This window comes from Enterovibrio norvegicus DSM 15893 (assembly GCF_900115495.1).
Taxonomy (GTDB): Bacteria; Pseudomonadota; Gammaproteobacteria; order Enterobacterales; family Vibrionaceae; genus Enterovibrio; species Enterovibrio norvegicus.
The window spans coordinates 26,546-40,742 of sequence record NZ_FOWR01000009.1; the positions used below are offsets into that span (position 1 = coordinate 26,546).

The 14,197-nt window shown below is 48.9% G+C and carries 14 protein-coding genes; 12 read left to right on the forward strand and 2 right to left on the reverse strand.

The features are described 5' to 3' along the window. Positions 1-75: 75 nt before the first annotated feature. Genes flhA through BM082_RS07345 form a run of 12 tightly spaced genes read left to right on the forward strand, consistent with a single transcriptional unit; the run spans position 76 to position 12,998 of the window. A complete protein-coding gene (gene flhA / locus BM082_RS07290; protein WP_017009377.1) occupies positions 76-2,178 on the forward strand; it encodes a flagellar biosynthesis protein FlhA in 2,103 nt (700 codons plus the stop codon). A gap of 31 nt (positions 2,179-2,209) precedes the next feature. Further along, positions 2,210-3,919, forward strand: coding sequence for a flagellar biosynthesis GTPase FlhF (flhF, locus tag BM082_RS07295; protein ID WP_074926212.1), 1,710 nt, complete (start codon positions 2,210-2,212; stop codon positions 3,917-3,919). After that, positions 3,912-4,799, forward strand: coding sequence for a MinD/ParA family protein (locus tag BM082_RS07300; protein ID WP_017009379.1), 888 nt, complete (start codon positions 3,912-3,914; stop codon positions 4,797-4,799). Before flhF ends, BM082_RS07300 begins: the two co-directional genes overlap by 8 nt. Continuing rightward, entirely contained in the window at positions 4,792-5,514 is a 723-nt protein-coding gene (locus BM082_RS07305; RefSeq protein WP_017009380.1) for an RNA polymerase sigma factor FliA, read from the forward strand. Before BM082_RS07300 ends, BM082_RS07305 begins: the two co-directional genes overlap by 8 nt. Before the next feature lie 49 nt (positions 5,515-5,563). Continuing rightward, positions 5,564-5,932 carry a chemotaxis response regulator CheY gene (cheY, locus tag BM082_RS07310; RefSeq protein ID WP_017009381.1) on the forward strand — a complete coding sequence of 123 codons (369 nt, stop codon included), beginning with the start codon at positions 5,564-5,566 and terminating at the stop codon, positions 5,930-5,932. Positions 5,933-5,967: 35 nt separating this feature from the next. Next, complete coding sequence (locus tag BM082_RS07315) at positions 5,968-6,690, forward strand: protein phosphatase CheZ (RefSeq protein WP_017009382.1); 723 nt, start codon at positions 5,968-5,970, stop codon at positions 6,688-6,690. Positions 6,691-6,699: 9 nt separating this feature from the next. Continuing rightward, positions 6,700-8,838, forward strand: a complete 2,139-nt coding sequence (locus BM082_RS07320) for a chemotaxis protein CheA (protein ID WP_017016066.1) — start codon at positions 6,700-6,702, stop codon at positions 8,836-8,838. Positions 8,839-8,855: 17 nt separating this feature from the next. Next, entirely contained in the window at positions 8,856-10,019 is a 1,164-nt protein-coding gene (locus BM082_RS07325) for a protein-glutamate methylesterase/protein-glutamine glutaminase (protein ID WP_017014202.1), read from the forward strand. Positions 10,020-10,028: 9 nt separating this feature from the next. Then, entirely contained in the window at positions 10,029-10,808 is a 780-nt protein-coding gene (locus tag BM082_RS07330) for a ParA family protein (RefSeq protein ID WP_017009385.1), read from the forward strand. Then, positions 10,798-12,051: a chemotaxis protein CheW gene (locus BM082_RS07335; protein WP_083417915.1), complete on the forward strand. Its 1,254-nt coding sequence runs from the start codon at positions 10,798-10,800 to the stop codon at positions 12,049-12,051. The genes BM082_RS07330 and BM082_RS07335 overlap by 11 nt, the downstream gene beginning before the upstream one ends. Positions 12,052-12,084: 33 nt before the next feature. Then, positions 12,085-12,573, forward strand: coding sequence for a chemotaxis protein CheW (locus BM082_RS07340; protein ID WP_017009387.1), 489 nt, complete (start codon positions 12,085-12,087; stop codon positions 12,571-12,573). Continuing rightward, positions 12,573-12,998 (forward strand): DUF2802 domain-containing protein, encoded by a 426-nt coding sequence (locus BM082_RS07345; protein ID WP_017009388.1) that lies wholly within the window; start codon positions 12,573-12,575, stop codon positions 12,996-12,998. The genes BM082_RS07340 and BM082_RS07345 overlap by 1 nt, the downstream gene beginning before the upstream one ends. 29 nt (positions 12,999-13,027) lie before the next feature. On the opposite strand, the gene BM082_RS07350 is transcribed toward BM082_RS07345, so the two are convergent. Then, positions 13,028-13,321, reverse strand: a complete 294-nt coding sequence (locus tag BM082_RS07350) for an EscU/YscU/HrcU family type III secretion system export apparatus switch protein (protein WP_017009389.1) — start codon at positions 13,319-13,321, stop codon at positions 13,028-13,030. Continuing rightward, the gene (locus BM082_RS07355; RefSeq protein ID WP_074926215.1) at positions 13,318-14,082 is read right to left on the reverse strand and encodes a flagellar hook-length control protein FliK; all 765 of its coding nucleotides are present in this window, start codon (positions 14,080-14,082) and stop codon (positions 13,318-13,320) included. Before BM082_RS07355 ends, BM082_RS07350 begins: the two co-directional genes overlap by 4 nt. Positions 14,083-14,197: the final 115 nt, after the last annotated feature.

A 14,197-nucleotide genomic window follows, 5' to 3' on the forward strand; every position in this document is an offset into this window, starting at 1 on the left:
TAAAAAGACAAAAAAACATGGTTCGTTTTTTGCTAGATAGGGTTTAGTGATGTAGCCCGAGACGACAGACAACCCATGAAGCTCTCTTTGCCGTTCTACGACAAGGTCCAAAACAAACTCCCATTTAAGATTGGCGTTATGCCAGCGATTGGCGCACCCGTATTGGTGTTGTCTGCGCTGGCCATGGTTGTTCTGCCTGTTCCTGCCTTTTTGCTTGATATGTTCTTCTCGTTCAACATTGCTTTGTCGCTGGTTGTCCTTTTGGTGACTATCTACACCCGCAGACCCCTTGATTTTGCTGCGTTCCCCACCGTTCTTCTTATTGCCACCCTGTTACGATTAGCCTTGAACGTTGCATCGACACGTGTCGTTTTGCTGCATGGGCATGAAGGGCCTGGCGCTGCTGGTCAGGTGATTGACGCGTTTGGTTCCGTGGTTATTGGCGGTAACTATGCGGTTGGTCTCGTGGTGTTCCTTATCTTGATGATCATTAACTTCATGGTTGTTACTAAGGGTGCGGGGCGTATTTCTGAAGTAAGCGCGCGTTTTACCTTGGATGCTTTGCCGGGTAAACAAATGGCGATTGATGCGGACTTGAATGCGGGCTTGATAAACCAAGACCAAGCAAGAACGCGTCGTCAAGAGGTGACCAAAGAAGCGGATTTCTACGGCTCAATGGACGGTGCCTCGAAATTCGTAAAGGGCGATGCCATTGCTGGCATATTAATCCTCGCCATTAACATTGTCGGTGGTCTCTCCATCGGCATGATCCAGCATGATGTGAGCTTTTCTGAAGCGATTGAAATTTATACCTTGCTGACCATTGGTGATGGTCTTGTTGCACAAATTCCATCACTCCTCTTGTCGATTGGCGCTGCAATGATGGTGACGCGCCAAAACACCGACGAAGACATGGGCCAACAATTGGTCTTCCAATTGGTTGATAATCCGAAAGCCTTGATCATTTCGACGGGTATTTTGTTCGTGATGGGTGTTGTGCCGGGCATGCCACATGTGCCGTTTTTGGCATTGGCACTTATCTGCGGCAGCTTTGCTTATTGGAAAGTGAAAACACAAGAGAAAATCAAAGCGGCAGAACTGGCGAAACCGAAGCAAGAAATCGTGGCACCAAAACCAAAAGATTTGTCTTGGGATGATGTTCAACCTGTTGATGTGATTGGTTTGGAAGTGGGCTATCGCTTGATCCCAATGGTTGACAGAGACCAAGGTGGCGAGTTGCTTGATCGCGTGAAAGGGGTGCGTAAGAAGCTTTCGCAAGACTTTGGTTTCCTTATTCCGCCGGTACATATTCGTGACAACCTTGAATTGCCGCCAAACAGCTACCGCATCACCTTGATGGGGGTCGCCGTCGGTGAAGCTGATATTCGTCCTGACAATGAATTGGCGATTAACCCTGGGCAAGTCTTTGGCCCCATCGATGGTGAGCCAACGATTGACCCTGCGTTTGGTTTGGAAGCGGTGTGGATTGAAAAGTCGCAGCGTGAACATGCACAAGCATTGGGTTATACCGTGGTGGACTCCGCCACGGTATTGGCGACGCACCTTAGTCAAATGCTAACCAACAACGCTGAGCGTCTGCTGGGACATGAAGAAGCGCAGAACTTGGTTGAGCTTTTGGCGAGGCAGGCCCCTCGCTTGGTAGAAGGTTTGATCCCTGATCTTGTCTCGCTGGGTGTGGTGGTGAAAGTGATGCAAAATCTACTGAATGAAGCCATTCCTATTCGCGATGTACGAACTATCATACAGACACTTTCTGAGTACGCGCCGAAGAGTCAAGATCCCGACATTTTAACTGCCGCTGTGCGAATTTCATTGAAGCGTTTAATCGTTCAAGAAATCAATGGTATAGCGCCAGAGCTACCTGTTATCACGTTGGTTCCTGAGTTGGAACAGATATTGCATAAAACTATGCAGGCATCAGGGGGAGAGTCCACTGGCATTGAGCCAGGACTGGCAGAGCGTTTGCAACAAAGTCTGTCAGAGGCGACGCAACAGCAAGAATTGCAGGGTGAGCCTGCCGTGTTGTTAACGTCAGGTGTATTACGCTCAACCCTAGCCCGATTTGTGAAAAACACGATTCCGACGCTTCGAGTTCTCTCTTACCAAGAAGTGCCGGATGAAAAACAGATAAGAATTGTGAGAGCGGTTGGCAACTGATGCCAAGCATCAGTAAATCAGGACAACGATTTTGAAGATTAAACGATTTTTTGCCAAAGACATGCGAACTGCACTAGCCGAAGTGAAAGAAGCTTTGGGTGCGGATGCAGTCATCATGTCAAACAAGAAAGTGACTGGCGGCGTCGAAATCGTGGCGGCTGTCGACACTGAAACGCCAACTCGCGATACGCGCCAAGACGCGGCGCGTACACAAATGGCGCAAAGCATGGATCGCGTACACCAGCAACGTCGCCTGGTGGAAGACAAAGTGCACGTGCGTCGTGACATCAACAAAGAAGCCGCGAGAAGGCCTCTGGGGGGTGCGTTAGGCAGTAAGTTTTCAAGCTTGCTTGACCGTTATCAGTCTCAGTTACCTGAGAGCCAAGTCGATGACGAGCCCGGCAAAGAAATGGATTCGTTGACTGCGTTATTAGCCCGTCAAAAAGACGCGCGACTTCGCCAAACTGAAACGGCATACGCCGGGCAATCTTCATCAAACCGACGTGATGCGGGTGCATCGCAAGGTTATGGCGGCGCGCCGCAACAATCTTCACAAAGTGCAGGCCAAAACCGCAGCGGTTATGGTGTTTCGCAAAGCCGTGGTTCGTCACAAAATCAAGGTTCGTCACAAAATACCAGCCAGCACGCACGAAACCAACAAGCCAAAGGGCAAGAGCTTGACCGTTTGTATCGTCAAAAACGTGACGAAGCAGATCGCCGCGACATGCGTGGCAATGGTCGCCAAGAAAATAGACTCGACGCAACACGCGTAGAATCTCGTAAGAATGCACCACGTCAAACTGACGAAATGGAAGCCATGCGCAAAGAAATGGCGACCATTCGCGGCCTTTTAGAGCACCAATTATCAGGTTTGATGTGGCAAGAAGTTGAACGTAAAGAACCGCTTCGTGCAATGCTGATTAAACGGTTAGAAAAGATGGGTCTATCCCCCGTTCTTGCCGATCAATTAGCAGGCTATATCCCGGAGGATACGCCACCGAACGAAGCATGGTCTGAGTTACTTGATTTGGTTGCAGATCAAGTCATTACTACAGACGAAAACTTGCTAGAAACAGGCGGTGTGATTGCATTGTTAGGCCCGACGGGCGTAGGCAAAACCACCACCATTGCAAAATTGGCAGCGAGAGCAGCGATGGACTTCGGTCCGGAAGATATTGCCCTTGTTACAACAGATACATTTCGTATCGGTGCTCACGAGCAATTAGCAACTTACGGCCGAATTTTGGGCTGCCCAGTAAAAGTTGCTAAAGATGCCGAGGCATTGGCCGATATACTGTATCAGTTACGTCATCGACGACTGATTCTGTTAGACACTGCAGGGATGGGGCAGCGGGATCTTAGGTTATCCGAACAGCTGGACACGCTCATTCAAAGCAGCGGTTCACATATCCGAAGCCTACTCGTGTTACCAGCGACGTCTCAACGTCGCGTGTTGCAAGAGACGATTGACCATTTCCGACGCATTCCACTTTCTGGATGCGTACTGACTAAGTTGGATGAATCCCTCAGTCTGGGGGAATTACTCAGTGTGACCATTGAAAACGCACTGCCTGTGACTTATTTGGCCGACGGCCAACGAGTCCCGGAGGACATCCGGCAGGCAAGTGGCAGATATTTGGTCAACAAAGCCAGTGAATTAATGGCTCAGGATTCAGAGCAGCAAAACCATTTCTGGAGTCATGATGTACCAGAGTCGAATGCGGCGGACTTTTATGATTGAGACAACCATGCATGATCAAGCAAGCGGCCTCCGCCGCCTGACCAACCCGACTCGCACCAAAGTGATTACCGTCACCGGCGGTAAAGGTGGTGTTGGTAAAACAAACATTACGTTGGGCATCGCCGCTTCCATGGCGAAACAAGGCAAGAAAGTCATGGTCTTGGATGCCGATTTGGGTCTTGCCAATGTCGACGTCTTGCTTGGCCTTCGAGTGGGCAAGAATTTGAGCCACGTGATGCAAGGGTTGTGTGACCTAAAAGACATTATTGTCGAAGGTCCTCACGGAATGCGAATTATACCTGCTTCGTCAGGGATGCGGGGCATGACAGAACTTTCCACGGCGCAACATGCAGGGCTTATCCGTGCATTTGGTACCTTGGATGAAGAAGTGGATGTGTTGCTGGTAGACACTGCAGCCGGCATTTCTGACATGGTGTTGAGCTTCTCTCGTGCGGCACAAGACGTGGTCATCGTGGTGTGTGATGAACCAACATCTATCACAGATGCTTACGCGCTCATCAAATTATTGAGTCGTGAACACGGTGTTACACGCTTCAAAGTCGTTGCCAATATGGTTCGCAGTTATCGTGAAGGTAGAGACTTATTTACAAAATTAACGCGAGTAACTGAAAGATTTTTAAATGCTAATCTAGAATTAGTAGCATGTGTCCCATTAGATGAACGTGTGCGACAATCTGTGAAGAAGCAAAAAGTGGTTGTTGATGCGTTCCCAAGTTCACCTGCAGCGTTGGCATTGAATGCGTTAGCGAACAAAGCGTTGACGTGGCCAGTACCACGAAACCCTGGTGGACATTTAGAGTTTTTTGTTGAAAGACTGCTCGTGAGAGACGAGGCAGCGGGAGATTACCTCAGTGAATAGAGCGCTCACCTACAGCAGGACAGGCGCATCTACTGAGACTGTGATTGAGCAGTACTCTACGCTCGTTAAGCGTATTGCTCACCACTTGATCTCACGGTTGCCCCCGAATGTTCAGGTCGAGGATTTGATACAAGCCGGCATGATCGGTTTGTTAGAAGCGCAACAAAACTATGACCCTTCAAAAGGGGCGAGTTTCGAAACCTATGCAGGTATCCGAATTCGTGGCGCGATGCTTGATGACATTCGAAAGGGTGACTGGGTACCGCGTTCTGTTCACAAGAACAACCGTCAGATCAGTGACGCCATTGCACACCTCGAAGGTGAGTTAGGGCGCGATCCAAATGACAAAGAAATTTCAAAACGTCTAGGCATGAGCCTTGAGCAATACCACAACGCATTAAACGACATCAATTCAGGGCGTTTAATCGGGATGGATGATCTAGGCGTTTCAGAAGATGCTTTCGTGATTGAAAGTCATCGAGAAGAAAACCTTCCCTTTCAGGAAGTGGAGGAGGATAGCTTCAAGGTTCACTTGGCTAAAGCTATCACCGAGCTACCTGAAAGAGAGGCTTTGGTACTCTCTCTCTATTACGACGAGGAACTTAACCTCAAAGAGATAGGTGCCATTATCGGGGTCAGTGAATCCCGAGTTTGCCAGATACAAAATCAGGCAATGCAGCGGTTACGGACTAAGCTATCCGCTTGGTCAAAGTAAGTTTTAACAATTATAAGGGACCTCACCGGAGGCAACTTTGAACACAAACATGAAAATCCTCATTGTTGATGACTTCTCAACAATGCGCCGTATCGTTAAGAACCTCCTTCGTGATCTGGGTTTCAACAACACTGTTGAAGCTGATGATGGCCTAACAGCTCTGCCAATTCTTAAGAAAGGCGGAATTGAGTTTGTCGTCACTGACTGGAACATGCCTGGCATGCAGGGCATTGATTTGCTCAAGCACATCCGTGCAGATGATGAATTGAAACATCTTCCTGTATTGATGATCACTGCAGAAGCTAAGCGCGAGCAAATCGTTGAAGCTGCTCAAGCGGGCGTAAATGGCTATATCGTTAAGCCGTTTACCGCTGCAACGCTAAAAGAGAAGTTGGATAAGATTTTCGAACGCATGTGATCTGCTTCTTCGCGCAGTGAAGGAATATTTAAACGATGATAACACTCGACCAAGCTAAAGAGCTGGTCAGTTTTCTCGAAGAAGGGAATCAGGAAAGTGCGAATGAGTTACTGCTGAACATCGGCAGTGAAACTCGCAATCCGCTCTTCAATGAGGTGGGAAAACTGACTCGACAACTGCATGATTCGTTGTCCAATTTCCGCTTGGATCCGCGTGTCAATGATCTCGCTAATAGTGAGATCCCTGATGCAAAAGATCGCCTTAACTTTGTTATGGAAAAAACGGAACTTGCCGCCAACCGAACCATGGATGCAGTCGAAGCGACGTTGCCTATTGCTGATAATCTTCAGGAATGCCTCGCTCAAGTTCGTCCTCAATGGAACAACTTGATGGGAGGGCGGATTGACCTCGTCAGTTTCAAAGATCTCTGTCATCAGATTGATGGTCTTTTGACGCAGGTAGAAGGCGGCACAACCAAACTGCACGGTCAATTGACTGAAATCCTTATGGCGCAAGATTTCCAAGACTTAACAGGTCAGGTCATTCGACGCGTTATTGAGTTGGTGCAGGAAGTTGAAAAACAACTGGTCGAAATCTTAACCGCGTTTGGGTTAGACGACGATCAGCAAGAAGAAACAGAACAAATATCTGGCATCGAGGCTGAGGGTCCGGTCGTTACTGAGGAACAGCGTCAAGAGAAAAACGTGATGCAGAGTCAGGACGATGTAGACGACTTGCTTTCTAGCCTGGGCTTTTAGGGGTGCGTTATGAGCTTTGAAATGGATGAAGAAATCCTGCAGGACTTTTTGATCGAAGCAGGTGAAATTCTGGAGTTGTTGTCTGAGCAGTTAGTGGATCTGGAAAAATCGCCAGAAGACCGCGATTTGCTAAACGCAATTTTCCGGGGATTCCACACGGTTAAAGGTGGTGCTGGCTTCTTATCGCTCAAAGAGTTGGTAGATACCTGCCACGGTGCGGAAAATATTTTCGATAATCTCCGCAATGGCGGTCGAGAACTGACACCTGAGGTGATGGATATCATCCTTCAAGCGCTCGACACCGTTAACGAACAGTTTGCGTGTGTTCAGCAGAGCGAGCCTGCCCCTGCCGCAGATCCATCTTTGTTGGACGCGTTGCATAAGTACAGCCGCCCAGCTTCTGAAGATGAAGCGACGGCAGAGCCGGAACCTGAGCCTGAACCAGAACCTGAACCTGAAGTTGTCGCAGAAGCGCCAGCTGAAGAAGGTGATGCGATCGCCGGTGATTCCGTCGATGAAATTACCGATGACGAATTTGACCGTTTGCTTGACCAACTTCATGGGTCGGGTAAGGGACCACAAGTAACAGAAAAACCTGCAGCGGAAGCGCCTGCGGCGGGATCGGACAGCGGTGACATTACGGACGACGAGTTCGAAAAACTGCTGGATGAGCTGCACGGTTCAGGCAAAGGGCCACTTGATGGAGACGCAGCTGCGCCACCTCCTCAAAACGCTGCGGTAGAAAGTCCGAGTGGTGATGACATCACTGACGACGAATTTGAAAAGCTTTTAGATGACTTGCACGGTAAAGGCAAAAGCCCTATCGACAATGCACCGAAAGCAGAAGCGCCAAAGGCTGAACCAGCGCCAGTGCCAAAACCTGCGCCTAAGCCTGTGCCGAAAGCAGAAGCGCCTGCGGCAAAACCCCCCGCTGTTGCTGCTAAGCCGCCTGCCAAAACAGAAGACAAAAAACCACCTGTTCCTCAAGCTGAGCAAACAGTACGCGTAAACACCTCGACGCTAGATACCATTATGAATATGGTGGGTGAGCTGGTGTTGGTGCGTAACCGTTTGGTGAGTTTGGGTGCGAACAGTGAGGATGAGAACATGGCGAAAGCCGTGACCAACCTCGATGTGGTGACAGCTGACTTGCAAGGTGCGGTCATGCAAACGCGTATGCAGCCCATCAAGAAAGTATTCGGTCGTTTCCCACGCGTTGTTCGAGATTTGGCGCGAAGCCTCAAAAAAGACATCGTATTGGAAATGCGCGGTGAAGAAACCGACTTGGACAAGAACTTGGTTGAGGCATTGGCCGACCCCATGGTCCACTTGGTGCGTAACTCGGTCGACCACGGCATTGAAATGCCGGACAAGCGTGAGCAAAACGGTAAGCCTCGTGTAGGTACTGTTACACTTGCAGCATCTCAGGAAGGCGATCACATCTTGCTGACCATCGAAGATGATGGCGGTGGTATGGATGCTGAGAAGCTTCGTGGCATTGCGGTAGAACGCGGTGTGATGGATGCAGATGCAGCGGCACGTTTGACCGATACCGAGTCATTCAACCTGATTTTTGCGCCAGGTTTCTCGACCAAAACCGAAATCTCCGATATCTCGGGCCGTGGTGTGGGCATGGATGTGGTGAAAACCGCGATCACCGCATTGAACGGCACGATCTCCATCGATTCAGTATTGGGTCGTGGTACGATCATTTCGATCAAAGTGCCGCTAACGCTCGCCATTCTGCCAACCTTAATGGTCGGTATCGGCGGAAACCCATTTGCTTTCCCACTTTCTAACGTTAATGAAATCATTAGCCTAGATTTGGCGAGAACCAATACCGTTGATGGTCAATTGACCTTAATTGTTCGCGATAAAGCCATCCCATTGTTCTATTTACAGGATTGGCTGTGCAAGAAGCGCGCGTCGAAGAAAGACTCTGGGCATGTCGTCATCATTCAGATGGGTCATCAGCCAGTTGCCTTTGTTGTTGATTCACTCATTGGTCAGGAAGAGGTGGTGATTAAACCTCTCGATGAATTGTTGCAAGGTACGCCGGGTATGGCGGGTGCAACGATCACCAGTGATGGTCATATTGCTTTGATTCTGGATGCGCCGAATCTGCTTAAACGCTACGCGGGACGATAAGAGTAATAAGGACTGATATGGCAGTGAAAGTGTTGGTGGTGGATGATTCGAGCTTTTTCCGCCGTCGAGTGAGTGAGATTATCAATGGCGACCCGCGTCTCCAAGTCATTGATTGTGCAGTCAACGGCAAAGAGGCGGTTGAGAAGACGGCGCAATTGAAGCCTGATGTCATCACCATGGACATTGAAATGCCGGTAATGGATGGGATCACTGCGGTTCGCGAGATCATGAAAGCCAATCCAACGCCCATTTTGATGTTTTCATCGCTGACGCATGATGGCGCGAAAGCGACGTTGGACGCATTAGACGCTGGTGCACTCGACTTCCTGCCTAAAAAGTTTGAAGACATCGCAAGAAACCGTGATGAAGCGGTTTCTCTGCTGCAACAGCGCGTGAATGAAATTGCTCGTAAGCGCGCATTCATGCGTCGTCCAATGCCAGCCGCGCGTCCTGCCGTTGCCACGCCTGCCGCAACAACTGCGGCGACGGCAACCGCAACACCGACGCGCACGCCTGTACGACCACTTTCTAGTCCGATGAGCCCAGCGCTATCAACCAGACCTACTTCGCCTGTCTCGATGAGTCGATTCAAAGCTAGTGGTAAGCGTTATCAACTTGTCGCGATTGGCACCTCGACGGGTGGGCCTGTTGCGTTGCAGAAAGTGCTTAGTTCACTTCCAGCGAACTTCCCTCTTCCTATTTTGTTGATCCAGCATATGCCTTCCACGTTTACTGCAGCCTTTGCTCAACGCCTTAATGGCTTATGCAAAATCTCGGTGAAAGAAGCGCAAGATGGCGACACGCTGCAAGCGGGTAGCGCATACCTTGCTCCTGGTGGTATGCAGATGATGATTGATGGTCGCCCCGGTGCGGCACGTCTTAAAATCATCGACGGTGGTGACCGCATGAACTACAAACCGTGTGTAGATGTGACGTTTGGGTCTGCCGCCAAGATATATGGTGATAAAGTATTATCCATGGTTTTGACGGGCATGGGCGCAGACGGTCGTGACGGAGCAAGAATGTTGAAAGAAGAAGGTTCAACAGTCTGGGCTCAAGACGAAGAAAGCTGCGTTGTTTATGGCATGCCACAGGCGGTCGCAAAGGCTGGGATATCGACAGAAGATCTCCCCCTTGAGCGAATTTCTGAGCGCATTCTCGTCGAGCTCAACTTGGTATAAGGAGCAGTCGTGATAGTCTGGAGTATTGCAAACCAGAAAGGCGGCGTTGGAAAAACAACATCCACGATTACCCTTGCTGGTCTTCTCAGTGAAAGAAACAAGCGTGTCTTGCTGATCGACACCGATCCGCATGCGTCGCTCACTACCTATCTGAATTACGATTCGGACACGTTGCCACGTTCTCTTTTTGATCTCTTTCAGCTTCAGACAATTAATCGCGATACGGTAAAACCGCTTATCCTCAGCACTGAGTATAAGAACCTCGATTTATTGCCTTCACACATGTCGCTAGCAACACTCGATCGCGCTATGGGTAACCGTGGTGGAATGGGGCTGATGCTGAAAAAGACACTCGCGTGTCTCGAAGAAGAATACGATTATGCGCTGATCGATTGCCCGCCAATTTTGGGGGTAATGATGGTGAACGCATTGGCGGCCAGTAACCGCATATTGATTCCGGTACAAACTGAGTTCCTCGCAATGAAGGGACTCGAACGTATGATCCGCACGCTGCAAATTATGCAGAAGTCGCGCAGCTCTGCGTTCAAGGTGTGCATTGTTCCTACTATGTATGACAAGAGGACGCGTGCCTCTCTTGAAACGCTTCAGGAGCTCAAAGTGCGATACCCCGATCAGGTATGGACATCTGCCGTGCCTATCGACACCAAATTCCGCGATGCGAGCTTGAAACACATGCCGCCATCGTATTACGCAAAAAACTGTCGTGGCGTTTTTGCTTATAAAACGCTGCTCTCTTACCTAGAGCGATTGGAGCAGGATGAAAGATAGCGGTGCTTTATCCAGTGTTGAAGCACTGGACGCTTACTTCGATGCTTTGTTGGAAGACGATGATTCTCTCCAGCAAGAACAAGAAGAGGTTGTGCAACCAGACAACATGTATCTGGATGCCGACTTCTCTGAGGCGCCTGCACCTGCGTTAAAACTGCAAGAAGTGACGAGCCCTGAGCGTTTTACAGGTCGGACACTGACACAGGAGGAACGTGATCTCTCCCATGTCGAAAAATTGTTGAGCCAATTGAAGCTTGATGAAGACATGGAGGTAGAAGTTGAAGAACTCACCGATGTTGAATTGGCTTCTGAGCTAGAAACCGACATCGAGACGGTGACTGATGCCGCTGCTGCGGTAGAAGCGTATACCGAAGCCTTAACGGAAACCGTTGATGACATTGCTGAAGTGACGCCTGCAGTGTCGTTGCATTTAGTGAGCGACACCGACACAGATTTAGATACAGAGATGAATACCGACATTGAGCTCGACGTTGAGAGCGGTGTCGACACCTCTGTATTAGAAGAAGCAGCGCTTCAGGAGGAGACGGCACTTCAAGAAGAAACCGATCTGCTTGAAGAGGTTGAGGTTCAACAAGACATTGAACCCGCCACCGTAACGCCACTTCATGTCGACACGCATGTAGATGTCGAGGTAGACGATACCGAAGAGGTGTATATTGCCTCCGACGTTGAAAGCGACATTGTTGTTGACGCTGACGCTGATGTTGATAGCGATAGCGAACTGGACACACAGGCGGGTGAAGATATCATCCCGCCTTGGCAAAACATCGTGCCAGAGCATGCGTTCCAAGTACTTTTCTTTGAATCAATGGGCGTGACTTATGCGGTGCCGCTGGCTGAGCTTGGCGGTATCCACCAATTGGGCGAATGCAATCATTTGATTGGTCGTCCTGATTGGTACTTGGGATTACAGACAGAGCGAGATCAGCAACTCGATATTGTTGATACCGCGAAATGGGTAATGCCAGAAAAAATAACAGATAACAGCCATCGCGATGACTATAGTTATATTGTGATCTTGGGTGACAGCAAATGGGGGTTAGCATGTAACACCCTATTGGGTACAGAGTCACTCAACGGAGAGCAAGTGCGGTGGCGCGAGCAAGCGGGCAAACGGCCTTGGTTGGCTGGATTGGTCAAACAAAAGATGTGTGCACTTATTCATGTCGAAGCGCTGATTGCCATGCTTAATCAAGGTATTGATGCCAATGCATTGGCGTAACTGATGTAGCACAGCACGTAAAGAGGAAAACAAATGTCTCAGGTAGCTGAAGTCCAAAAAGACAACGTTAACGATGAGGTCCTGCAGTGGGTGACCTTCCAATTGGAAGAGGAAACCTATGGCATTAATGTAATGCAGGTTCGTGAAGTTTTACGTTACACCGAAATTGCGCCTGTTCCTGGTGCGCCAGACTATGTTCTGGGCATTATTAACCTGCGCGGTAACGTTGTGACGGTTATTGATACGCGTTCACGCTTTGGTTTGATGCAGGCTGATGTGACTGACAACACGCGTGTTATCGTGATTGAAGCTGAATCGCAAGTGATCGGTATCATGGTTGATAGCGTGGCGGAAGTGGTTTATCTGCGCACCTCTGAAATCGACACCACACCAAGCGTGGGTACGGACGAAAGCGCTAAGTTTATTCAAGGCGTGAGCAACCGTAATGGTAACCTGCTGATATTGGTTGATTTGAACAAACTGCTCTCAGACGAAGAGTGGTCTGATATGGCAATGCTGTAATGCTCGATGTCGTGTTGTACTGGTTACCGCTCGGTGTTTCAGTTGTCATCGGGGTTGTTCTATTTCTTCTGCTTCGCCGAGAGAAAAAGGCGCGACAGGCGCTAGAAACCAAATTTCAAGCCATGGAATTGGTTTACAAAAATGCGCGCCAGCAGCAGGAGAGCCTGACCAAACAGTTCAATGAACTGCGTGCAGGTTCGATAGGAATGAGCCAGAAGCTCGCAGAGCTTTCACAGCGTTTCGATGACGTTGTTGATAAGCAAAACGAGCTAGAAATGCACGACCCAGACGGTCGACTGTATAGTCGAGCGAGCAAGATGGTAGAACTAGGCGCAGATATTCATGAGTTAATGGAAGAGTGTGATTTGCCGAAGGCAGAAGCTGAATTACTTCTGAGTATTCGAAAGCAAAGACTCGTGCGATAGCTGGTACAGTGAAGCAAGCATTGGCTTGCTTATACTGACTGATTAACAAAAGCCCCTTCCCATCCGGGAGGGGCTTTTCCGTCTAGGTACCACGCAAACGCGATGAGCTCTGCGATCACCAAGTAGAGTTGTTCTGGAATTTCGTCGCCAACCTCTAGCGCGGAAAGCCAATTCATTAATGTCTCATCGCTGTGGATGAGACCGCCATTCTTTTCCATTTCTTCAATGAGCTTCTCCGCCAGTGCTTCATAGCCTTTAGCGCTAACCGTTGGCGTGTTCACGCCATCATATCGAAGAGCAACGGCGCTTTTTTCTTTCTTCATACTTGTATATTAACCCCGCTTGAAACCGTCGCTGGTGCTGATGGCTCAGTGGCTTCTACTTTGATATTGGATAAATTAAGTTGATGTTTGCTCAACTGTTTTTCTAAAACGGGGAGCGCGGCTTCAACGCGCTTTTTTAATCCTTTGGAATTGGTGGAAAACGCCAGCGAAAGTTCTTGGTCTTCAAGTTCCACGGTTGCCAACACCTGACGATTTTTTGAAAGCGTTAAATTGACAGTGATAGACCAACGAGATTTTTTCGCTTTGGTTTGGGTCTTCTTTTTAACGGTGACATGAACGGGGCTTTGTTGTTGCGGGTGAAAGGGAAACAACCAAGTGAACTCCCCCGGTTTATTGCTGTCTTGAAAGCGTTGCTCTGCAAATAGCATGAGCATCGCTTTTAGTTTGCTTGAGCCTTCGTTATCCGCGGTCGATAAAAGACGTAGCGCATCAAGGGTACTTTTGTCTGTTTGACGCTCCGCTAACCACTTTGCGGCAAGCTCGGGTTTACTCGGCATAAACAAAGAATTAAGCAGCATGGTGAGGGGGACTGATGGTGCATTCTGTGTGCCTGTTGAACGTGTTAACAGTGGGAAAATATTCATCAATGATAGTAATTGAGAAAGCTGTGAACTATTCGTTCCAGTTTTAGCAATAGATTTCGAATTTTCTTGGCCGATTAACAATACGCTTTCTACGGGCTTATTCTTCAGCACCTCAAGCATTAGTGCACTGATGTTACTGTTATTATCGATTTTCATACTTACTCACAATTAGTCACATTTGAGCGAGAGCCTTGGGATCGTGCCGCTAACGATTTTAAAAACCTCTATGTTATTATCGGGTAGATTTTTCATTACTTTATCGGGAATTGAC